Here is a 22,092-nt window from a genome sequence, read left to right as displayed (position 1 = left end):
AAGAATCTTAAAACCAAACGTTACCAATACCAACGCCCCTCCCTTTGCCATACAATTTGTGAGAAAAAACAGGGTAACGAATAAACAAAAGGAAAAGAAAAACTATAGAAGACCAACTCGCCTCGTATATCCGTTCATTTTTGGGATATAAGCTGCTTTTCGTTTAAACTTGCTTCTTTTTTATCTTGTTTATTAACAGATATACACTCCCCTTTCCCCTCTTACTTTTAGGTTAAAATCCTAAAGTTATCGCGCCTTGTATTTTGTATAGCTATAAAAATACAAGGGAAATTTATTCATGATACGTTGTGCCGTAAAACTTCATCCTTTAACGTTATATAAAGCACGCTCCATTTAACGAACAAAGCGTTTTCTAAAATAGAACAGCGAATAATGCTAAATTTTTCCCATCCATGTTTCGCTTCATAAACGCTTCTTCCAAGTGGAAAACATCACAACAAATATGCCCTACAATTGATAAAGCTTAATCGCGTGAAAGAGCGACAACAGGGTCAAGCCGTGAAGCTTGCCGCGCTGGAGAAAAACCAAAACAGATTCCAATGAGGGTTGAAAAAGTAAGGGATAAGATGATCGAATCAATCGTATAAACCAAGTGGATAGGCGCCTTAAACAGAAGAAATAAACCACCGATAGAAAGCCCAAGCAAGATCCCCAAACCACCACCAATGACACAAACCAACACCGCTTCAATGAGAAACTGCTGCAAAATATCACTTTGGCGTGCACCAACTGCCATACGCACACCAATTTCATTGATCCGCTCAGAAACGGTGACCAGCATAATATTCATCACCCCAATACCACCTACAATCAGGGAAATAGCTGCAATTGAAGAAATTAAAAGTGTTAAGATATGTGTACTTTCCATGATACGTTCACGAAAGAATTCTGAATTTCTAATGAAAAAATCTTCTCCACCATGCCGCATAATGAGAAAACGTTTCACCATGTTTTCCGCTAAATGTGAATCGACATCATCAGCAATCCTAACGGTAATCGCACGAACTTCTGTTGTGCCAAGAAAACGCGTTTGCACTGTTGTATAGGGCAAATAAAGCTGTAATGTATTTGATGTATTTCCATTTGCGTTATTTTGCGAATCAACAACACCAATAATGCGCGCTGGAACATTACCCACAAGCACCACTTTGCCAAGGGGACTTTCATGGCTATGGGGAAAAAGAACAGACAATGCTTCTTTCTCAATCACGAGATCAACCGCCCGATCATGCACACTTTTTTGATCAAAAAACTGTCCTTTGAAAACTTTAAGCCCCTGTGTCTGAAAGAATTGTTCTCCCACCCCCACAATGACAGCATTGACTTCAACTGCACCAAAACGCACTTTCGAACTTGTTGAAATCTGAGGCGTTACACCAGAAACATAAGGTAACCCAGACAAGGCTTCTGCATCAGCTTCAACAAGAGTTGTTATTTTCTCTGCTTGTGGATCAGAAAAACTTTTGCCAGGTAAAATTGTTAATGTATTAGCACCCAAGCTTTTAAAATTTTCCAAAATTTTCTCTCGTGTACCATTTCCCAAAGCCACCATAGCAATAATCGCCCCAATACCGATAATCACCCCAAGCATTGTTAAAAAAGTTCGCATTCGATGTGCATTCATTGCCAACAAAGCCATAATAAATGCCTCACGAAACCGCTCAACAAAAGACCGAAAAGAGCCAAGCTGTTGTTTAACTTTTAGTTTCTGTTTTTCATAAAAAGATTGACTATCCGTTTTTATTTTTGCCCCCGCTGCTCTTTTCTTTGCAACCTTTGTCATACTGTCAGCAATAATTTCTCCATCACTGATTTCGATAATACGCTCTGCTCTTTTGGCCACCTGCATATCGTGGGTTACAATGATAATAGTACGACCTTCTTGATGAAGCTCATCCAAAATACGCAACACTTCCTGTCCACTCTGTTTATCTAGTGCACCAGTTGGCTCATCGGCAAGAATAACCTCCGCATTATTCATCAACGCTCGAGCAATAGACACCCGTTGTTGCTGACCACCTGAGAGTTGATTTGGACGATGATTCACCCGATCGCCCATGCCCAAGCGCGTTAAAAGATCTTGTGCACGCTTTTTCCTTGCTTCCACAGCACATCCTGCATAAATAGCCGGAATTTCAACATTCCCAAGAGCTGTCAATTCATTCAACAAATGATAGCGCTGGAAAATAAAACCAAAATGATTGCGCCGCAAAGCCGATAATTCATCAGCTGAAAGAGAAGCTGTTTCTTTCCCTGCAATCCAATAACGACCAGAAGTTGCCCGATCAAGACAACCTAAAATATTCATCAATGTGGATTTTCCTGAACCAGAAGCTCCCACAATCGCTACCATTTCACCGCGCTTAATGGTAAGATTGATGTCCTTCAAAACAGTAACAAATGTTTCGCCCGCTGGAAATTTACGTACAATATTTTCCAACACAAGGACAGCATCTGCTTGGTTTGTGTTCATGGTTTAAATCTCGTCTTCACTATGCACGTCAGAAGGTTCTGGCATCACCCCATCAGGCGAGCCAGTGATAACGACATCACCCTCATTAAGTCCTGAAACAATCTCTGCCATCACCTTATTATTCAATCCAACGCTCACCTGTTTAGTAACCACCTTGTTTCCCCCCTCCAAAACAGAAACCCACGCCTTATGCTCTTTTGTCTCATCGCGTAAAGCATCGCTTGGAACCAACAAGACATTTTGAGCACGCCCTAAGATAATATGAACTTGAGCAGTCATATAGGTTCGCAAAAAATTGTCCGCATTATCAACATGTAGAATTCCGTTATAATAAATAGCTGATGAGATTAAAGCACTAGACCCCCCTACCATACCAGGGTTAATACTCACATCAGCACGAATTGCTTCAGGGGCAGGCTCTATCTTTTCTAAAACGCCCTCATAACGACGCTGCGAATTCCCTAAAACTGTAAAATAAAGTGGTTGTCCAGGCTGAACTTTAAGAACATCAGCTTCTGAGATTTGCGCCTTGATCGTCATCTTTGACAAATCGCCCAAAATAACAATTGTTGGCGCCGACTGAACTGCATTCACATTCTGCCCTTCTTCCACAACTGTTGCCAAAACCGTTCCCGCTGAAGGGGCAATGATGCGTGTATAACCTAAATTGACCTCTGCACTATCCACATCAATTTGTGCTTGCACAATCTGCTGTTGAAGTTGAGCAATTTGCGCCTCACGTATTTTTACTTGTGTCGCAGCATCATCGAGATTAGCCCGTGAAACCGCACGTGACTCGATCATTTTTTTCTGACGTGCTAAATTTTTCTGCGCAAGAGAAAGATGGGCTTCTTGTTCTACCAAACTCGCATAATAGTGAGATAATGCTGCTTTTTTTCTTTTTAAATCATTTTCTTGATCTGTAGGATCAATTTCTGCCAAGAGATCGCCTTCTTTCACAACACTCCCAGGAGAAACGCGCATTGATACCACACGCCCTGTTGCACGCGCACCAACAGCCACCAACCGATAAGGACGTACAAGACCAGAAGCTAAAACACTTTCCTCAATATCCCCACGCTTCACCACCGCTGTTATATAAGTTGGGCTAGATGTTCCAAAAACAACAGAACGCAACCATAAAAACAAGAGAAGAAGGAATATGGCAGTTAAAAAGAAGGAAAGTTTTTTGTGTTTTGTAATGAAATTTTTGAGTAGACTTTTTTTCATTTCCCTACCTTTGCACGCGAACGAGGTGCACCATCAACGACTTCCGGACGTGATACATCAACAACGCCATCCCAGCCCCCCCCCAATGCTTTCATCAACGTGATATATTGCGTAACCAAAGAAACACGGCTATCTTTAAGTGCCATTTGTGCAGAATAATAAGAGCGATCAGCGTTTAACAATTCAAGAAAACTGGTATTTCCATTCTCAAAAAGGCTCCGTGAAAGTTTTAAGGAATGAAGAGAAGCTTTATTCGCAACGATTAGCTTTTCTAAGCGTTGATGTTCTTTAGTTAATCTTACCAGCGCATTTTCTACATCTTCTAAAGCTCCCAACACAGCAGCCCGATAAGTAATAAAAGCTTGATCACGCTGTGCACGCGCAACAGCAATAGAAGCCTCAACCTGACCTCCATTAAAAAGAGGTAAACGAAGACCAGGTCCAAAAGACCAGCCAATCGTTGAATTTTTCCATAACTGATCAATCGCCGTTGCGGCTGTCGAAATATTACCTGTTAAAGTAAGTGATGGATAGCGATCTGCTTCACGCTGACCAATCCGCGCTGTTGCTTGCGCGTATTGACGCTCTGCCCGTCGCAAATCCGGACGTGTTAACAAAATATCGGCTGGAATTCCTGCTGGTATCGGCCAGCGTGGTTGTGGAATCTTTGCATGTTTAGCATTTTTTTGTAAAAGATCCTTCAATGCCGTAGGCACACGACCAGTTAAGACAGAAAGGCGATGAACGCTCATTGCTAAATTCGCTTCCATCTGTGATATATCTGCTTCTGTATTTGCCATTTGTGCTTGCGCATTTGAAACATCAAGCTCAGAAACATCACCAGCTGTTAATCTAGCGCGCATCAATTCATAGGTTTTACGTTGTGATACAGCAATTTGCCGCACAATCAACAACTTCTGTTGCCAACCACGCATTTGCACATAATTTGTTGCCACATCTCCTAACAGTGTCACCATGGTAGCGCGCATATCTTCCACAGCCGCATCAAGACCATAACGCGCTGCTTCAACCGCTCGTTTATACCCACCAAAAAAATCAAGCTCCCAGCTTGCATCAAAACCACTATGATATTGGTTTAACAATGCATCAGACTGTCCAGAATGACTACGGGTTCCTGAAATTGAATTGGACACATTTGGCAAAAGAGTTCCTACAACCTGTCCTAAACCCGCACGCGCCTCACGTACCCGAGCTTTGGCAACAGCAACATTATTATTTCCAGAAATCGCATAATCCATTAACGCATCTAGAACGGGGTCATTCAAACGCCGCCACCATCCGGCAAGCGCAACTGACTGCCCAGACGCCTGTGCAGATTTTTCTCCCCAACCTGCTGGAACACGAAAAGATGTTTTCTGGTAATTAGGACCAACCATACATCCTGACAAAAGCAAACACAAAAAGATACTAGAAAGTAATCCACGAGAAGCGCCCCTTTTGAGATTTCTGATATACATCTAGTCTCCCGCATTCTTTCAGAATCATTATTTAATATTAATACTTTATTTACTTCTTATTTCAAACTTAACGTGAAAAATCAAATACAGTTTGCACAGGAATATGATCTGAAGGACGTTCCCATCCGCGCGCATCACGAAAAATCGAAAGATCTACAACAAAAGGTGCTAAATCAGGAGAAGACCAAATATGGTCAAGCCGCCGCCCATAATCGGTAAATGCCCAATCGCGTGCACGATAACTCCACCATGTGTAAAGCTTGGTAGGAACAGGGATATGTAACCGCATCAGATCAACCCATCCACCTTGACAGCATAAAGCTTTTAAACGCTCGGTTTCAATGGGAGTATGGCTTACAACCTTCAACAATTTCTGATGAGACCAAACATCCTCTGCCAAAGGAGCAATATTTAAATCGCCCACCAAAAGAGAAGAAAGACCATCTCCTTGATCCGCACATACGGAGGACATTTCTTCTAAAAAATCAAGCTTATGCCGAAATTTTTCATTCACATCAGCATCAGGAATATCTCCCCCAGCAGGAACATAAAAATTATGAATCCGCAAGCTTCTCCCATGGGCTTCCACAATAACTGAGATATAGCGACAATCTTGGTTTTGGCAAAAGAAACGCTTTTCTAACTTTTTAAAAGGCAACCGAGAAACAATAGCCACCCCGTTATAAGATTTTTGTCCACTCAATGCGATATGCTTATAACCCGCCGCTTCAAAAGCCTCCACTGGAAATAAAGCATCTGGACATTTTGTTTCCTGTAGACACAAAACATCTGCGGAAAAGAGTTCCAAATACTGAAAAACCTGTGCAAGACGCAAACGAATAGAATTAATATTCCAAGTTGCAATACGAAAGAACATCCATTTCAATCCCAATGAAATAACACAGCACTATTTCTTTGAAGGAAGTGTAAACATTCCATTAGCGAAGCGGACGTCCGTCCGCACATTCATAATCTGCACAGTAGTTTCCAAATTTTGTTGGTCAACAATTGTCCACTGGCGCAAAGCAGAGCCTTTAGAATCAAAAACCATCCTTATTTGCCCTGCCCCAATCGTTTTATCACGCAGAACAATCGTCACAGCCCCTGGATCTTCGCGAAATGCCAACAAGCGCCCAGAAGATACATCAATTTTATCACCCAACAGAAACTTCATTGGCGTTTGCGAAAGTTGTGAAAAGTTCCAAGTATTCAAAGCCCGATTGTTAATACCTACAAATTGACCATCTGCAATAATCTGTAAGGGCATTTTTTTGTAAATGAAACGAATTTTCCCTGGACGCTCTAGGTAAAATGTCCCCTGAGACATTTTCCCCTTTGGACTAAACTGAATAAAATCACCTGTCATTGTTTTGATTGCCGCAAAGTGATTTACAACATTTTGCGCCTTTATCACTTTATTAGACGCTTGCGAAAAAACAGGAAAAGTTAAACACCAAAAGATAATAATTCCCACCAACCCAAAGACTCTTCTTTGCGACAAAAAAGACGTTTTCATAAAAAAATGCTCCCAAGCAATACCTAATTGACTTTATAATTTATAACTTAAGTAATCAACGATGAATAAATACCCTTCTTTATAAGATAACGATATTGTTTGAAAAAACTATCAAAAGATTTTTAAAAGTATTCTTCTTCGACCGTCCCCAAAACTTTCCGCTTACCCATATCATTTGCTGGACTAATAATGCCTTCTCCTTCCATCCTTTCAATCAATGTTGCGGCACAATTATAACCAATACCTAAACGGCGTTGAATATAAGAAGTCGAAGCCTTACTGTTCACGAAGTACAACTGCCACAGCTTGACTATAGGAATCATCTTCTAAAGAAAAAGCTAAAGAAACATCCTTCTTTATTTCTTGCGGTATCGTTTCCAAATAATTAGTCTGCGTTTAAGTTTCCGAAAGCATCCAAATTTCCCGTTTTTCTGCTGATTTTCTAAACGCATAATATATTCTTTCCCACCCCTAATCTGTGAAGCAACATAAATTATAGTCAATACATAACGGATTAAGTACTAAACATATTACTCACGCACCTGAAAACTCTTTTAAGTGGCAAAAATGCTTTTTTGACTTCCTTCCAATCCAAAAGAATAAAAATTTTCACCCGAACCAGTCTGTAAACAGTTTGGAGTTTAGCAGATTTCACTTGGCTTCCCACCCCATATGATTCATTTATATAAGGCTCGACAGATAAGCCTTGCCCTCAATATTTAGAGCGCACTAAAAAAACACTTAAATATCAAGCCTTACATGCTTTTATACCCCTACATTCGCAATAACATTATTTTATACCAAGATATTGATTTATAATAATTTATCTTTTTAACTTAAATCATAACGCCAAATACAGGAAGGTTCTCTCATCACATACTTTCTCATATCGAATCAATTGAAATCATTTTCTTGCACGTTACAAGCAAGGTTGGTGTGTGGATAAAAATTATATAAGATAAAGAATCCCCTTATAAAGAGTCTCAAATGCCAAGGAGCTATCGCAAATCGAGAGCTGGTGTATGAAAATGCAGAATTTCTACGATAAAGTGGGATAAACACTTGTTTTATAAGATATTATAAAAACAACTATAAAGATTTTTCAAAAGCGTTCTTCTTCGGCAGGCACTAAAATTTCTCGTTTCCCTGCGTGATTTGCTGGACTAATGATACCTTCTTCTTCCATCCTCTCAATCAATGTCGCAGCACGGTTATAACCAATGCCTAAACGGCGTTGAATATAAGAGGTCGAAGCCTTACGATCACGAAGCACAATAGCAACAGCTTGACTATAGGGATCATCTTCTGAAGGAGAAGCCAAAGAAACATCAGCACCATCCTCTTCAACTTCTTGCGTAATTGTTTCCAAATAATCAGGTCGTGCTTGCGCTTTGAGATGCGCAACAACCTGCTCCACTTCATCATCCGCAACAAAAGGACCATGCACACGTTGAACACGTCCTCCTCCCATCATAAAAAGCATATCTCCTTGTCCCAATAATTGCTCAGCCCCCTGTTCACCTAAAATTGTTCGGCTATCGATTTTTGAACTCACCGAAAAAGAAATACGTGTAGGAAAATTGGCTTTAATCGTTCCAGTAATAACATCGACGGAAGGACGCTGTGTCGCCATAATTACATGGATACCGGCAGCACGTGCCATTTGTGCCAAGCGTTGAACCGCGCCTTCAATGTCTTTACCAGCAACCATCATCAAATCAGCCATTTCATCAATAATAACAACAATATAGGGCATAGGACTAAAATCAAGCGTTTCCGTTTCATAAAGAGGCTCACCAGTTTCATGATCAAAGCCCACTTGAATTGTCCGCGCCATTGTCTCTCCCTGACTTGCTGCTTCCCTAAGACGTGCATTAAACCCATCAATATTACGAACGCCCAGTTTTGACATTTTACTATAGCGCTCTTCCATTTCACGAACAGCCCACTTTAAAGCAATCACGGCTTTTTTAGGATCTGTCACCACGGGCGTTAATAAATGAGGAATGCCATCATAAACCGAAAGCTCAAGCATTTTCGGGTCCACCATAATGAGACGACATTGTTCAGGTGTCATCCGATAAAGCAATGATAAAATCATTGTATTGATAGCAACAGACTTTCCCGATCCTGTTGTACCAGCAACCAAAAGATGGGGCATTTTTGCTAAATCTGCAATAACAGCTTCCCCCCCGATTGTCTTACCCAAAGCAAGCCCTAATTTTGCTTTGCTTTCAATAAATTCTTGCGCCTGCAACATTTCTCGTAAATAAACCATCTCACGCTTTGCATTGGGCAATTCTATTCCAATCACATTACGCCCTGGAACCACCGCAACACGCGCCGAAATCGCACGCATCGAGCGTGCAATATCATCTGCCAAACCAATAATACGGGAAGACTTAATGCCGGCAGCCGGTTCAAATTCATACAAAGTTACCACCGGTCCAGGACACGCATCAATAATTTGCCCCTTGACTCCAAAATCTAACAAAACCCCTTCAAGTTCCTGAGAATTTGCTCTTAAAACAGCAGGAGAAAGTTTTGCATCCCTAACAGACGGTGGTGGAACCGAAAGATAATCTACAAGAGGAAGAACAAAACCACCATTTGAAGAAGCTGTTAAAGACTTTCGATTTTTAACAGGAGAAACATAGGCTTTATTTTGATTTTCCTCACACTTTACTTTTTCACCCAAAAAAGTTGGCTCAATCCGATCAAATGACTTTCCTTGCCCCTTACTCTGAAAACGGCTTTTGAAACAGAACAAACGAAAGAAACGCGCTTGTAAAAAATAAAAAAGATGTAAAAGAGCGCCAAAAGTTGTCGCAAAAAAACCATGATTTTCACGATCATCCTCTGCAGCATATTCCGTATCTTCTTCCAATTCAAAAACTGGATTAACAATTGCGTCTTTTGGAATGCTTTTTTCTTTTCTTTTCTTTGTTCGACGCCGCCATATCACATTGCCAGCAAAAGCAGCAGTGAAAAAACCTAAAAGAATAAAAACAACACTAAAAAACACCGTGTAAAGAGGAGAAAGAAAAAGAGGAAAGACTGAAGAAGCAACACTTAAAGCTTTATCTCCTAAAACCCCTCCCAATCCCATTGGCAATGGCCAATAAGTAAAAGAAGCAACAGGTGACATAAGGGCAAAAGCAATTAAAAAACAAATTGTTGATAGCACCCATAAAAAAAAGCGCAAAGTCAAATTGTAGATATTCTTTTGCGCCAACAAGAGAAAAGACCAAAATAATGGCGGCAACAAAACAGCAAGACTTGCCAAGCCAAAAAACTGCATAATAAAATCTGAAAAAATTGCCCCCATCCACCCCATAAGGTTTGTAACCTCATTTGTACTTGCATGGGTTAAAGATGGGTCCGCAACATTCCACGTCGCCAAAGCAAACACACAAAAAATAATAAAGCCCAAAAGCCCAAGCCCAATAAATACCCCTATCTGACGTAAAAACATCTCAATAAGACGCGAACCTTGAGAATTTCGCACTTCTAATGAATCATAAGGAGAAGAACTTCGGTGCATCTATCAATTCCAAATACAAAACTTTCATATTTTAAAGAGTTATAACTCCCTCTCTCTTACAAAAGGGTGAAGCTTAAACTCTGTGCCGATCTGTAAACAAAATAGCCTGTAAATAATCCGACTTCTTATCTAGCGCGTTCTACCTGCTAACCACTTCATATCATTCATATATCACCACCCTAAGAGACAATCCTTCATAAGGCGCACAAAAAGCTCTCCTAGGATATTTATCACACGATCAACCAAAAAACACCTCATGTGTAAAGTTTTACATGGGTCCTATAGGCACCTTCCTAAACAGATGATGTTTTTTACGCTACATCATGATAACGGCAAAATATGAATACTGTTTTAACCATCACGAATGAACACAATTTTTTATCTATCATACTAACTAAATATCCCCCTTCAGGACAGGCATACTAAAGTAATTCATACAACTTAAAAAATATACGATCATCTTTGTTTATTTTTAGTTTTCTTTTTTATCAACCAAGTGTAAAAAGAATTGAAGAGGACATTCAAAACAGCTTATCCGATAAATCTGTAAAATGAATCACATAAATGATGAAGCAGAAGAACTCTGAAAAACCAATCTGTCATCAGATTGGCGCCAAACAGAAACCTCGTTTTTGTAAAGCAGAGAGAAAAGTAAACGTTAAGATATTTTAGGCAATTTAAAAAGATATTCTTTTTAAAAGAAAGCAAACTGTAAACAATGGAAGAAATATTGTGTGTTCTAATCGCAATAAAGACGTAAAACCAAATAAAAAAATTAAATCTCATAAAACAAAACAATGTGATCTTCTCATTGCAGGGGGAGCGGCTGTCGGTTTAACCTTAGCGATAGCACTCAAGCAAACAGCCCCTAATCTGAAAATAAAAATCGTTGATGCTGCTCCACAAGAAGATACTCCTGCTTCTAACATACGAACCATTGCCCTTGCTGCTGCTTCTATTCGTATGTTAAAACAATTACAATGTTGGGAACCTATAAAACCCTATGCGCAACCCATTCATTCAATGATCATCACAGATACAAGCACAAGTGACCCTGTCAAACCCACTCTTTTAACCTTTGAAGGCGACATTAACCCTGGTGAGCCCTTTGCTGCTATGGTAGAGCAGAGAGAACTCATCAACACTTTAAAAAAACGTGTCAAAGATCTCAATATCCCTGTTATTGCAAACACGCGTGTCATTGATTTTCATCAAGAAGACCAACATAAAACCGTCACTTTAAATAATGAAGAGGTTTGGCAAACAAAATTGCTTATTGCAGCCGACGGAGCCCATTCGAAATTACGCCAAAAAGCAGGTCTTAAAAACTTTTCTCATCCCTATAAACAAACAGCAATCATCTGTACAGTTGAACATGAAAAACCCCATAATGGTCAAGCAATTCAACATTTTTTACCTGCCGGTCCTTTTGCTCTTCTCCCTCTCAAAGGCAACCGATCTGCCATTGTGTGGAATGAAGATCATAAAACTGCGCAATATTATCTCAAAGCTAATGCCCTTATTTTTGAAACAGAACTCGAAAGACGCATTGGCCATCGATTAGGCAAACTCTCTTGGAATGGCGAACGTCAAGCTTTTCCTTTGAGTCTTTCTTTAACACGTCAATGCGTTAAACCACGTTTTGCTCTCGTTGGCGATGCCGCCCATACCATCCACCCCATTGCAGGACAAGGACTCAATTTAGGATTACGTGATAGCGCTGCCCTCGCTGAAGTGATTATTGAAACAGCACGACTAGGTCTTGACATTGGCTCCCTCACTGCTTTAGAGCGCTATCAAAGCTGGAGACGTTTTGAAGTTGTCCGTATGGCTTTAAGCAATGATTGGCTTAATAAACTCTTTTCTAATGATAGCCTTCTTTTACGGATGCTCCGCGATACCGGCCTTGGTATTGTTAATCAAGCGCCAAAAATAAAAAAATACTTCATCCAAGAAGCTGCCGGACTCACTCCAAATGCCCCACGCCTTCTACACGGCTTCCCACTTTAAGCAAAAATTCATCCTATTTCACTTTTTTACAACCTTTGCCTCCCTCCTTCAAAGAACAAAAAATTCCTATCTCATCCAATCTGTTTACAAACCAGATTCCTGTCGAGTAATTTTCTCTTGACTTCCTCCTGCCATATTTCACTTAATATAAGACTCGACAAGCGAGATACATTCTAAGAATATTCACCACGCACTGAAAAAAAACATTTAATGTCTCAAAGAGGTTGCCTTATATCACCACACCTTAAAAGAAGCCATTTCACGTCATAACGAAATAAACAAGACCTTTTAGCACACAACATTTTATTTATAATAATAAATTCATTGTTCTCATATTGAGTGATAAATCTAACGATCATAAAATACCATTAATTCAAATCTCTCTCATGTTGAAGCAATCAAAATCATTCACTTGCACATCACAAGCAGGAGTGTCGTATAAATAAAACAGCAATAAAAATCCTTACCCTCTCAAGTACTAAGAGCTTTAGTAACATTGGAGGTGAGTAAAGTGTATAATGGCGCCGGCTTATATTTTTTATTGAAATAAAAATGGTGGTGTACAAAATGGATTTTATGTAATCATAGGGACTTTTACGTTATACTATTCACGAGAAGCACCATAAAATAAGCTTAGTTGCATTGAAAAATTTTTCTTTTAAAAAAAGCACGTAAATTGGTAACACAACTGTATTCTGTTTGAGGTATTCTGTTCCTCAGACTAACCCTTTAACTTATTGTGGAATACCACACGATTTTAGAAAAAATATTCTAATATATAACAAAGTGTTCCGTACTCTATACCATCACACACAATTGTAAACTTGCATATCACCCCCCCTATTTCACACCATAAAAGAAGATAAACCGCAATAGAAATGACTCAATCCTTTTATTTTCAAATAAGCTCTTTATTCATTATTCATAAATGCTCATAAATGAATTTTAATCACAAACGCTCAGAAATATGTCATAAATTCTATAAACCCCATAACAGCCATAAAAATTTTTCATTTCCTACACACTCACTCATCTCAACAAAACGAACGATAAATAAAGTAAATGCCTCATATATAATCTTACAGAAAAAAGACCAAACAAAATCTATAACATCAGGCTTGTTCTACAGAACAATATTTCAAAAATATAAGTATGCTAATTTATTAACTTATTAATTGATAAAATTATCATTTTACATATTAAGTGAAAATCCCCATGCAATAAATTATTCTCATTTCGACCACTTTTGTAAAGAGTCAATAAAACTATAAAAAGAAGTAAAATATCCCCCTCTCTCAAATGCCAAAAGCAATTACAATATTATAATCTGGCATCATCATTATGCTTGCCAGATTATAACAACAAGACCTTTTTCATTTAAATACATTTATTCATGCCCCCTATCATTTTATTTGATCACTCAATACTTTAATATATTCGTTCAGTATATCTATACAATCAAATTACCCAAAAGAGCATACTTCTTACATTTACATTCCTTGGTATTCCCTTATCTTGTAAATATCGCACACGTGTTATGTTACTTCAAGTTCATCAAGTGTATACCCATTCTCCAACCACTCTTTAATCCACTTAGGCCTACGTCCACGCCCATTCCATAATTCCCATTGGTTATTGGGATTTCTATAATGGCGCTCTTTGCTCACAAGATCAGCGATATCAATTCCATGGGCATTAGCAATTTCAAGAATTTTTCGTCGCGCATTTTGCTTTTCCTTTGCTTGCCGTTTTTTTAATTCCATATCGATTTGTGTACGCATCTCTTGTAGTTCATCAAAATTCATATTTTTGAGATCATTCACCTTAATTACTCCCCTTGCAAAAAAGAATTTTTTCTTGCCATATTTTAAACACAATTATAGACAATTTTCGTCTATTTATTATCGAAATTAAAATTACGATACATATATCACTTTGACGGAGATGTGCTTTGGACCACAAAGAACTGTTTATTGGTACATCAATTACCACCACTGCATCTTTTTTCAGTTCAATCGCTGGAACTACTAAATGCAGTGCTCAAACACCATCACACCTCTCTGACTCTCATGAATCAGTAGCCAAAAGTAAATATAAATCGTCACTCTATAAGTTATGGCAATACGCAACAAAGAACAAGCCCTCTCTGTATAATGATAGTGTGGTTCATTATGACAATAAAACCTCCCCTCATACACAACGGATTTTTACTTCGTATAAATTTTTTTTGAAAAGATTTTTGCAACTAGAAAATTATATAAAACAAGCAGCTTCAATACAGTATCAAAGATTATTATTTTTTAAAAGCAGCGCATTTTTTCGTGATTCCAATAATATTGGTTGGCGTAATGTGCTCTATTTTATTCCACACTTTTATCTTGTTGGTTGGATATTCGCATATATTAGAAATATTCTTAGAAGAGAACAAAACAGTAATCACAGGGAATATTCTACGCTAAACAATTTCGTTCTGCAAATTTATAAAATCAAAAGACAACGAAAAAACGCACCACAAAGAATTAGCATTTGTATTAATAAAATTTTTCATAATAAGGTGTATTGCTAATGATTGTTCCAGATTTCACATTTTTTGCTGCTGCATACATATCCAATACGCCTCCCATAACATTTTCAGTTATCGCCGAACAAGAAGCGCGGGACAATGTCTATATAACAGATGATAAAGATAACTTCTTCTATCAATCATCTCAGCTTAAGGAAACAATCGCAACAACTGAACAGTTTAGACAGAGCAAACATAATTTTAACATAATTTTAGGGCAAATTGGTGTTGGAAATGTGAAATTGTTTTCTCTTTTTGATGCATTTGGTTTTTGCAGAAATCTTACAGCTGTACAAAGCGCTTTAACTTACTGCTATGAACAAACAACATCAAAGTGCATCTTTGAAAAAGCGACTTTGCAATCTGTGCTAAATTTTTACAACACAGAAAACTCAAACCACACCTCTATACAGAAAGTTACTTCATATATTGGAGTAAAAGCTGCTGTACGAGGAAATGAAGATTTGCAGGAGCCTGTAAAGCTTAAAAAAGAAGAACCAGAACAGACAACTAACGTAGATTCTCTTCCTCCCTCTTCAAGAGGAGAGGAAGATGCATTTACACATAAAGAAAGTGGCACCAGCGATGCTTTTTCGGCTGAAAATTCTTCTTCATCGAGAGGCTCGCTAGAGTGACAACTGATATTTTCACGAAACCCTAGAATTTTGATAGGATATTATAATGAACGGTAGCTAAGAAAATGTTAAAGCTCTAATTAGTAAGATTGGATAAAATCTCTTCTAATTGAGGGCAAAGATAATGAAAATGATAGAACAAAACAGCGTTGATATAGCATTTAGTCAAAAAGCAGCACGTGAGATTACAGTCGTGATGCTTTCAGAAAGAGAATGGTATTTCACGTTTATTTCCGATGATCCAATCACCGGAAAGCCAAATAAATATACGTTACTTACACAAAGAGGAAAACTAAGAACTTGGGCTGATCCAAAATATCTCTTTAAGTTTCTTCATGAACGAGGGGTCATTTGTGGGAGTTTTAATCTTAATCAGGATAAAGAACATGAAACAATTAAATATTCTTCACACAACAGCTCGTAATAAAATTGCTGCATTGTCTGCAGCTTTAACTGTGTTTTTTATGGGTAGTTCAGCTCATGCACAAGCCCAAGCAAACACTTTAACAAATGCATCGAAAGCTCTAACGGATTTACAGACAGATTTAAAAGTGATTATCCCTGTTGCTGCTGCCGTTATCCTCTTGTGCTTAGCAATTGGTTATGCGGGACGCTACATCGGAAAAGACACATTTGTACGGTGGGCAATCGGGGTTGTCATCGCAGGTTCTGCAACCCAACTTGTTACACTGCTATTTAAAACAACGTAATAATGGCATTAATTATAAATACAATATGTTTATTTATATAAAAATATTATCTAGATTTTAATAAGAGTGAAATATGCAAAAGTTAATTAGTGTTCAATCGAAAAGTAACAACAAAATCATCACAATTTCTGCAGCTATGGCTGCGTTCTTTATGAATAGTTCTGCTTATGCACAACAAGCAGCCGTTTTAAAAAATGCATCGACTGCTCTAACAGAGTTACAGGCAGACTTAAAAGTGATTATACCTATCGCTGCTGCCGTTATACTTTTATGTTTAGCAATTGGTTATGCAGGACGCTACATCGGAAAAGACACATTTGTACGGTGGGCAATCGGGGTTGTCATCGCAGGTTCTGCAACCCAACTTGTTACACTGCTATTTAAAACAACGTAATAATGGCATTAATTATAAATACAATATGTTTATTTATATAAAAATATTATCTAGATTTTAATAAGAGTGAAATATGCAAAAATTAACTAGTATTCAATCGAAAAGTAACAACAAAATCATCGCAATTTCTGCTGCTATGACTGCGTTCTTTATGAATAGTTCTTCTCATGCACAAGCCGCAAAAACTTTAACAAATGCAAAAAATGCTCTAACAGAGTTACAGACAGACTTAAAAGTTATTATCCCTATCGCTGCTGCCGTTATATTGTTGTGCTTAGCAATTGGTTATGCAGGACGCTACATCGGAAAAGACACATTTGTACGGTGGGCAATCGGTGTTGTCATCGCAGGTTCTGCAACCCAACTTGTTACTCTGCTATTTAAGCCATAATGGAATTAATTATAAATCGTAAATACGATATGTTTATTTATATAAAAGTATTATCTAGATTTTAATAAGAGTGAAATATGCAAAAATTAACTAGTATTCAATCGAAAAATAACAACAAAATCATCGCAATTTCTGCTGCTATGACTGCGTTCTTTATAAATAATTCTGCTTACGCCGCCAACGCAAGCGTTTTAACAAATGCAGAGAAAGCTTTAGAAGGTTTACAGGGCGATATTCAGAAGATTATACCTATTGCTGCTGCTATTATACTATTATGCTTAGCAATTGGTTATGCAGGACGCTATATTGAAAAAGATACTTTTGTGCGGTGGGCAATTGGTGTTGTCATCGCAGGTTCTGCAGCCCAACTTGTTTCACTGCTATTTAAGCCATAATGGAATTAATTATAAATCGTAAATACAATATGTTTATTTATATAAAAATATTATCTAGATTTTAATAAGAGTGAAATATGCAAAAATTAATTAGTGTTCAATCGAAAAGTAACAACAAAATCATCGCAATTTCTGCTGCTATGACTGCGTTCTTTATGAATAATTCTGCTTACGCTGCCAAAGCGAGTGTTTTAAAAAATGCAGAGGGCGCTTTAGAAGGCTTACAGACAGACTTGAAAGCGATTATTCCTATTGCTGCTGCCGTTATACTGTTGTGCTTAGCGATTGGTTATGCAGGACGCTACATCGGAAAAGACACATTTGTACGGTGGGCAATCGGTGTTGTTATCGCAGGTTCTGCAACCCAACTTGTTACTCTGCTATTTAAAACAGCGTGATAATGGCATCAATTACAAATAGTATAACACGATACGTTTATACGATAGACAATCAGTATTATTATCGTGCCCTCTACAACAAAAGTTACTGCAATATTATTGAAAGGTAATTCGTGAATCCAGTATAATACGTAATGTTTTTAATATCCATCGATTATAGGTGTGTACCAGTAATAATGTAGCCATACTGAAAAAAGGAATATTGTTTATAGCAACTTTAATTAAAAGGGGATAAAGAATATGAAACAATCAAATACGTTTCAAGCGAAGACGTGCAACAAGATTAATGTTATTATTATCACTTCAATGATGTTATTAATAACGCAATCTGCATATGCTCAGACGGAAACTGAGAGCTTGGATGCCTTCATAGGAATGCAATATGGATTAAGTATAATCATTCCTATCGTCGCCATCATTATTCTTTTATTTCTTTTGCTTATTTATATATTTCGCATCATCGCAAGAGCTACATTTATACGATGGGCCTTCAGCGTCATTATTGCTGGTGCAGCCTTTTATATTAGCCACATATTATTTCACCTCCACTGACAAGAGCACCCCATGAAATCACAAGAACAAAAAGAATTCCCCCTATTCAAAGGAGCAACACGTGTTCCAACTATATGGGGTGTCCCCATGATGCCATTTATCGTTATGGTTATGGGGGTCGCTGTTATTGCTATGACAGTAAGTGTCTTTTTGTGGATTATAGCACCTCCATTATGGTTCATTATGGTGCAAATTACTAAAAACGATGATAAGGCGTTTCGTATCTGGTGGTTATGGATCGATACTAAATTTCGCAATCGCAACAAAGGTTTTTGGGGCGCATCAAGTTATAGTCCCTCTGATTATAGTAAAAGGAGATAAACATGACAGCTGTTGAAAGTAGCAAACGCCTTGCATCAGAGACACCTGTAAGCCTGTTTCTGCCTTATTCACATCATATTACAGATACGATTATCTCTACTAAAAATGCGGAATATTTATCGATTTGGAAGATTGACGGGCGTTCACATCAAAGCGCTTCAGAAGAAGATATTTTTCAATGGATAAAAGAGCTTAACAATACTCTACGGGGTATTGCATCAGCCAATTTATCATTTTGGACACATATTGTGCGTCGCCGTGTTTATGAATATCCTGATTCAACATTTGATCAAATGTTTTGCTATCAACTTGATGAAAAATATCGGCAAAGCTTTACTGGTTATAATTTGATGGTCAATGATTTATATCTGACTGTCGTTTTTCAACCGATAGCGGATAAAATTATGTCGTTCTTTTCTAAACATGAACGTGAAACGCTTGATCAAAAAAAGATGCGACAAGACTCATGTATCAAGGAACTCAATGACATCAATCGTACTTTAGGCCAATCTTTAAACCGTTACGGTGCAGAACTTCTTGGTGCTTATGAAAAAAATGGGCATGCTTATTCTTCTGCACTTGAGTTCCTTGGAATGCTTGTCAATGGTGAATATCGCCCCATGCCAATTTGCCATGACCGTTTTTCTGACTATATGTCTATCAATCGGCCTTTTTTCTCAAAATGGGGTGCTCTTGGTGAATTGCGAACAACCAGTGGAATGCGTCGATTTGGAATGCTGGAAATTAAAGAATATGATGCAACAACCAAACCAGGACAATTAAATGTTTTGTTGGAAAGTGACTTCGAGTTCGTATTGACGCAGAGCTTTTCGGTGCTCTCCCGACATGCTGCTAAAGACTATTTACAACGGCATCAGCGTAACCTTATTGATGCACGAGATGTGGCAACGAGCCAAATTGAACAAATTGACGAAGCACTAAACCAGCTTATTAGCGGGCATTTTGTCATGGGAGAACATCACTGCACATTGACTATCTATGGTGATACAATTCAACAAGTTCGCGACCATATGGCTAAAGCAAGTGCAGCATTACTAGACGTTGCGGTACTGCCCAAACCTGTAGACTTAGCGATAGAGGCTGGCTATTGGGCACAACTTCCTGGCAATTGGAAATGGAGACCACGTCCTGCTCCGATTACATCATTGAACTTTTTGTCATTTTCATCTTTTCATAATTTTATGTCAGGAAAACCCACTGGCAACCCGTGGGGTCCAGCCGTCACAATTCTTAAAACAACCAGTAAAACACCGCTTTATTTCAACTTTCATGCCTCCAAACTTGAAGAGGACTCAACAGATAAACGTTTGCTCGGTAATACCGCACTTATCGGACAATCTGGTTCCGGTAAAACCGTGTTACTCGGCTTTTTGGTAGCACAAGCACAAAAATTTAAGCCGACAACGGTTGTTTTTGATAAAGATCGTGGTATGGAAATTGCCATTCGAGCGATGGGTGGAAAATATTTAACATTCAAGCCAGGCAGGAAAAGTGGTTTCAATCCTTTCCAACTCCCACCCACACAAGAAAATCTGATTTTTCTGAAACAATTTGTTAAAAAATTGGCAGAAGCTGGTGGTGAGGTCACGCATCACGACGAGGAAGAAATTAACAAAGCGGTTATGTCTGTTATGAGCAGTAACATTGACCAATCACTCCGTCGTTTGTCCTTTCTGATACAATTTTTACCAAATCCACGTTTAAGTGATTATAATGCTCACCCATCTGTTCATGCTCGCTTACTAAAATGGTGTGAAGGTGGTGATTATGGATGGTTATTTGATAATCCCCATGATGCTCTTGATCTCTCAACACATCAAATTTACGGCTTTGATATCACGGAATTTTTAGATAATTTTGAAACTCGCACCCCAGTGATGATGTATTTGCTTTACCGCACAGAAGGCATGATTAGCGGACAGCGATTTATGTATATCTTTGATGAGTTTTGGAAGCCTTTGCAAGATCCGTACTTTGAAGATTTGGCGAAAAATAAGCAAAAGACTATCCGTAAACAAAATGGTATTTTTGTTTACGCAACACAAGAGCCTAGCGATGCCTTGGAAAGTAATATTGCCAAAACACTCATTCAACAGTGTGCGACTTACATTTTTCTAGCCAACCCCAAGGCAAACTATGAAGATTATACAAAAGGCTTTAAACTAACAGATACAGAATTTGAACTCGTTAAAGGACTTGGTGAGTTTAGTCGCCAATTCCTCATTAAGCAGGGTGATCAATCTGCGCTTGCAGAACTGAATCTTGGTAAATTCCATCTGACAAGCGGTGGAAAAACCATCGAACACGACTTTAGTGACGAGCTCTTGGTGTTATCAGGTACACCAGATAACGCAGAATTAGCCGAAAGCATTATCGCGGAAGTTGGTGATGATCCGGCAATATGGTTACCAATTTTCTTACAGCACGCAAAAAATGACAGGAGGGAAACATGAAAAAAAAGCTCATTCCAATAGTAGTTGTAATAACTTTAGGGATTTCAGACCCAGCCATGGCTTGGACTTTTGGCGCTGGAGCGGCAGATTTGTCAGCAACAGTTCCAACGGCGTGGCCCAATTTTTTTGGAAAGTCACGTGAAACAACGCCTAAAGAACCTCCACAACAAAAGGAAGCGCCAGCTGACCCACTTCTCGAAACACTAAAAAAACAACTTGAGGAAGTAAAAAAGATACAGGAATCTATAACGGGAAACCAAAAGTTCGACACTAAAAAACTTAAAAATGCACAAACAGATCACAGCAGTTTTTTCCTCAAAAATCCGGAGACGCTCTACAATAGAAATAAATCTTCTGCTCTAACTACATCACTTAAAAATATTTTAAAAGAAGAAGAAATTCCTATCTCTGTCCATGAATCTAGCAGTTTTATCAACAAGCGTAGCCAATATGCAGCCATCACTGATAAAGCCGTAAGTCTAAAGACTTTTGAAGAAGCAAATAATCGTTTTCAGCAAATTGAAGAACTATTAAACGAAATCAAGACAACAAAAGATCTAAAAAGTATTGCTGAGTTACAAGCACATATAATTGGAATGCTCGCTATGCTACAAAATGAAACAGCAAAACTACAAATGGTCACACATTTACGCAATGCTGAATATACACTTATCAAACAGCAGAAGGACAAACATAACATAAAAATTTTGAATAGTAAAAACACGAAAATGCCTACCATAAGATTTATTAGATAAGGCTTTTTATAACAATATTTCGTGTATTATTTTTCCTATATGCTCGTAAAAAGCAAAGGTTGGTGCGTAATATTCAGTTCTCTCTCATAGACTGAAAAGATCTACGAAATTTAATTCTATCCTAAAAAACTCAACGAAAAATGCTTAAAAATCATATAAAAAGTTGAAAATTCGTTAAAGAGGAATTCCATGGACTTTACAGTGTTCACGCAACTTTTCAATAAAATTGATC

General features: G+C 38.2%; 20 protein-coding genes and 1 pseudogene. 13 read left to right on the top strand and 8 right to left on the bottom strand.

Annotated features, from left to right (window positions below; translation table 11 throughout):
• Positions 1-484 precede the first annotated feature (484 nt).
• The 7 genes and pseudogenes from ACFIJ7_RS01330 to ACFIJ7_RS01300 all read right to left on the bottom strand — a co-directional run bounded on the left by ACFIJ7_RS01330 (position 485) and on the right by ACFIJ7_RS01300 (position 10,262).
• On the bottom strand, positions 485-2,494 hold the full coding sequence (locus ACFIJ7_RS01330) for a MacB family efflux pump subunit (protein WP_375635487.1): 2,010 nt from the start codon (positions 2,492-2,494) through the stop codon (positions 485-487).
• A 3-nt stretch (positions 2,495-2,497) separates the two neighbouring features.
• Positions 2,498-3,724 (bottom strand): efflux RND transporter periplasmic adaptor subunit, encoded by a 1,227-nt coding sequence (locus tag ACFIJ7_RS01325; protein ID WP_375644433.1) that lies wholly within the window; start codon positions 3,722-3,724, stop codon positions 2,498-2,500.
• Positions 3,721-5,202 (bottom strand): efflux transporter outer membrane subunit, encoded by a 1,482-nt coding sequence (locus tag ACFIJ7_RS01320; RefSeq protein WP_375644432.1) that lies wholly within the window; start codon positions 5,200-5,202, stop codon positions 3,721-3,723. The genes ACFIJ7_RS01325 and ACFIJ7_RS01320 overlap by 4 nt, the downstream gene beginning before the upstream one ends.
• A 67-nt stretch (positions 5,203-5,269) precedes the next feature.
• Positions 5,270-6,079 (bottom strand): exodeoxyribonuclease III, encoded by an 810-nt coding sequence (locus ACFIJ7_RS01315; RefSeq protein WP_375644431.1) that lies wholly within the window; start codon positions 6,077-6,079, stop codon positions 5,270-5,272.
• A gap of 30 nt (positions 6,080-6,109) precedes the next feature.
• Complete coding sequence (locus ACFIJ7_RS01310) at positions 6,110-6,718, bottom strand: outer membrane lipoprotein carrier protein LolA (RefSeq protein WP_375635483.1); 609 nt, start codon at positions 6,716-6,718, stop codon at positions 6,110-6,112.
• Between the two features lie 122 nt (positions 6,719-6,840).
• A pseudogene (locus tag ACFIJ7_RS01305) lies at positions 6,841-7,105 on the bottom strand (DNA translocase FtsK); the annotation flags it as partial.
• A gap of 715 nt (positions 7,106-7,820) precedes the next feature.
• Complete coding sequence (locus ACFIJ7_RS01300) at positions 7,821-10,262, bottom strand: DNA translocase FtsK 4TM domain-containing protein (protein WP_375644430.1); 2,442 nt, start codon at positions 10,260-10,262, stop codon at positions 7,821-7,823.
• Between the two features lie 732 nt (positions 10,263-10,994).
• On the opposite strand from ACFIJ7_RS01300, the gene ACFIJ7_RS01295 reads away from it, so the two are divergent.
• On the top strand, positions 10,995-12,272 hold the full coding sequence (locus ACFIJ7_RS01295; protein WP_375644429.1) for a ubiquinone biosynthesis hydroxylase: 1,278 nt from the start codon (positions 10,995-10,997) through the stop codon (positions 12,270-12,272).
• Between the two features lie 1,535 nt (positions 12,273-13,807).
• Here the strand turns inward: ACFIJ7_RS01295 and ACFIJ7_RS01290 are convergent.
• Positions 13,808-14,095, bottom strand: coding sequence for an H-NS family nucleoid-associated regulatory protein (locus tag ACFIJ7_RS01290; RefSeq protein ID WP_375635480.1), 288 nt, complete (start codon positions 14,093-14,095; stop codon positions 13,808-13,810).
• Between the two features lie 128 nt (positions 14,096-14,223).
• On the opposite strand from ACFIJ7_RS01290, the gene ACFIJ7_RS01285 reads away from it, so the two are divergent.
• From ACFIJ7_RS01285 to ACFIJ7_RS01230, 12 genes are all read left to right on the top strand, one after another.
• Complete coding sequence (locus ACFIJ7_RS01285; RefSeq protein WP_375644428.1) at positions 14,224-14,838, top strand: hypothetical protein; 615 nt, start codon at positions 14,224-14,226, stop codon at positions 14,836-14,838.
• Positions 14,838-15,470: a TrwN protein gene (locus ACFIJ7_RS01280; protein ID WP_375644427.1), complete on the top strand. Its 633-nt coding sequence runs from the start codon at positions 14,838-14,840 to the stop codon at positions 15,468-15,470. Before ACFIJ7_RS01285 ends, ACFIJ7_RS01280 begins: the two co-directional genes overlap by 1 nt.
• Before the next feature lie 124 nt (positions 15,471-15,594).
• Positions 15,595-15,894, top strand: a complete 300-nt coding sequence (korA, locus tag ACFIJ7_RS01275) for a KorA family transcriptional regulator (protein ID WP_015857010.1) — start codon at positions 15,595-15,597, stop codon at positions 15,892-15,894.
• Entirely contained in the window at positions 15,857-16,180 is a 324-nt protein-coding gene (gene trwL / locus ACFIJ7_RS01270; RefSeq protein WP_375644426.1) for a VirB2 family type IV secretion system major pilin TrwL, read from the top strand. The genes korA and trwL (ACFIJ7_RS01270) overlap by 38 nt, the downstream gene beginning before the upstream one ends.
• A gap of 73 nt (positions 16,181-16,253) precedes the next feature.
• Entirely contained in the window at positions 16,254-16,574 is a 321-nt protein-coding gene (gene trwL / locus ACFIJ7_RS01265; protein WP_375644425.1) for a VirB2 family type IV secretion system major pilin TrwL, read from the top strand.
• A 73-nt stretch (positions 16,575-16,647) separates the two neighbouring features.
• Complete coding sequence (gene trwL / locus ACFIJ7_RS01260) at positions 16,648-16,965, top strand: VirB2 family type IV secretion system major pilin TrwL (protein WP_375644424.1); 318 nt, start codon at positions 16,648-16,650, stop codon at positions 16,963-16,965.
• Between the two features lie 77 nt (positions 16,966-17,042).
• Positions 17,043-17,360 (top strand): VirB2 family type IV secretion system major pilin TrwL, encoded by a 318-nt coding sequence (gene trwL, locus ACFIJ7_RS01255; protein ID WP_375644423.1) that lies wholly within the window; start codon positions 17,043-17,045, stop codon positions 17,358-17,360.
• 77 nt (positions 17,361-17,437) lie between these two features.
• Positions 17,438-17,758: a VirB2 family type IV secretion system major pilin TrwL gene (gene trwL, locus ACFIJ7_RS01250; protein ID WP_375644422.1), complete on the top strand. Its 321-nt coding sequence runs from the start codon at positions 17,438-17,440 to the stop codon at positions 17,756-17,758.
• A 240-nt stretch (positions 17,759-17,998) separates the two neighbouring features.
• Positions 17,999-18,310 carry a conjugal transfer protein gene (locus ACFIJ7_RS01245; protein WP_375632821.1) on the top strand — a complete coding sequence of 104 codons (312 nt, stop codon included), beginning with the start codon at positions 17,999-18,001 and terminating at the stop codon, positions 18,308-18,310.
• A gap of 12 nt (positions 18,311-18,322) precedes the next feature.
• Entirely contained in the window at positions 18,323-18,631 is a 309-nt protein-coding gene (locus ACFIJ7_RS01240; protein ID WP_375632819.1) for a type IV secretion system protein VirB3, read from the top strand.
• 2 nt (positions 18,632-18,633) lie between these two features.
• Positions 18,634-21,105 carry a VirB4 family type IV secretion/conjugal transfer ATPase gene (locus ACFIJ7_RS01235; RefSeq protein ID WP_375644421.1) on the top strand — a complete coding sequence of 824 codons (2,472 nt, stop codon included), beginning with the start codon at positions 18,634-18,636 and terminating at the stop codon, positions 21,103-21,105.
• Positions 21,102-21,860 (top strand): type IV secretion system protein, encoded by a 759-nt coding sequence (locus tag ACFIJ7_RS01230; protein WP_375644420.1) that lies wholly within the window; start codon positions 21,102-21,104, stop codon positions 21,858-21,860. The genes ACFIJ7_RS01235 and ACFIJ7_RS01230 overlap by 4 nt, the downstream gene beginning before the upstream one ends.
• Positions 21,861-22,092 lie beyond the last annotated feature (232 nt).

Origin of the sequence: Bartonella sp. MR100HLJHH (genome assembly GCF_042194215.1) — a bacterium.
GTDB lineage: Bacteria > Pseudomonadota > Alphaproteobacteria > Rhizobiales > Rhizobiaceae > Bartonella > Bartonella grahamii.
This window is presented reverse-complemented; position numbering and strand designations above follow the sequence as displayed.

Excerpts from the sequence above, each read along its gene's own strand:
- ACFIJ7_RS01330 (WP_375635487.1), bottom strand. The coding sequence starts at position 2,494 with ATGAACACAAACCAAGCAGATGCTGTCCTTGTGTTGGAAAATATTGTA.
- ACFIJ7_RS01325 (WP_375644433.1), bottom strand. The coding sequence starts at position 3,724 with ATGAAAAAAAGTCTACTCAAAAATTTCATTACAAAACACAAAAAACTT.
- ACFIJ7_RS01320 (WP_375644432.1), bottom strand. The coding sequence starts at position 5,202 with ATGTATATCAGAAATCTCAAAAGGGGCGCTTCTCGTGGATTACTTTCT.
- ACFIJ7_RS01315 (WP_375644431.1), bottom strand. The coding sequence starts at position 6,079 with ATGTTCTTTCGTATTGCAACTTGGAATATTAATTCTATTCGTTTGCGT.
- ACFIJ7_RS01310 (WP_375635483.1), bottom strand. The coding sequence starts at position 6,718 with ATGAAAACGTCTTTTTTGTCGCAAAGAAGAGTCTTTGGGTTGGTGGGA.
- ACFIJ7_RS01300 (WP_375644430.1), bottom strand. The coding sequence starts at position 10,262 with ATGCACCGAAGTTCTTCTCCTTATGATTCATTAGAAGTGCGAAATTCT.
- ACFIJ7_RS01280 (WP_375644427.1), top strand. The coding sequence starts at position 14,838 with ATGATTGTTCCAGATTTCACATTTTTTGCTGCTGCATACATATCCAAT.
- korA (WP_015857010.1), top strand. The coding sequence starts at position 15,595 with ATGAAAATGATAGAACAAAACAGCGTTGATATAGCATTTAGTCAAAAA.
- trwL (WP_375644426.1), top strand. The coding sequence starts at position 15,857 with ATGAAACAATTAAATATTCTTCACACAACAGCTCGTAATAAAATTGCT.
- trwL (WP_375644425.1), top strand. The coding sequence starts at position 16,254 with ATGCAAAAGTTAATTAGTGTTCAATCGAAAAGTAACAACAAAATCATC.
- trwL (WP_375644424.1), top strand. The coding sequence starts at position 16,648 with ATGCAAAAATTAACTAGTATTCAATCGAAAAGTAACAACAAAATCATC.
- trwL (WP_375644423.1), top strand. The coding sequence starts at position 17,043 with ATGCAAAAATTAACTAGTATTCAATCGAAAAATAACAACAAAATCATC.
- trwL (WP_375644422.1), top strand. The coding sequence starts at position 17,438 with ATGCAAAAATTAATTAGTGTTCAATCGAAAAGTAACAACAAAATCATC.
- ACFIJ7_RS01245 (WP_375632821.1), top strand. The coding sequence starts at position 17,999 with ATGAAACAATCAAATACGTTTCAAGCGAAGACGTGCAACAAGATTAAT.
- ACFIJ7_RS01240 (WP_375632819.1), top strand. The coding sequence starts at position 18,323 with ATGAAATCACAAGAACAAAAAGAATTCCCCCTATTCAAAGGAGCAACA.
- ACFIJ7_RS01235 (WP_375644421.1), top strand. The coding sequence starts at position 18,634 with ATGACAGCTGTTGAAAGTAGCAAACGCCTTGCATCAGAGACACCTGTA.
- ACFIJ7_RS01230 (WP_375644420.1), top strand. The coding sequence starts at position 21,102 with ATGAAAAAAAAGCTCATTCCAATAGTAGTTGTAATAACTTTAGGGATT.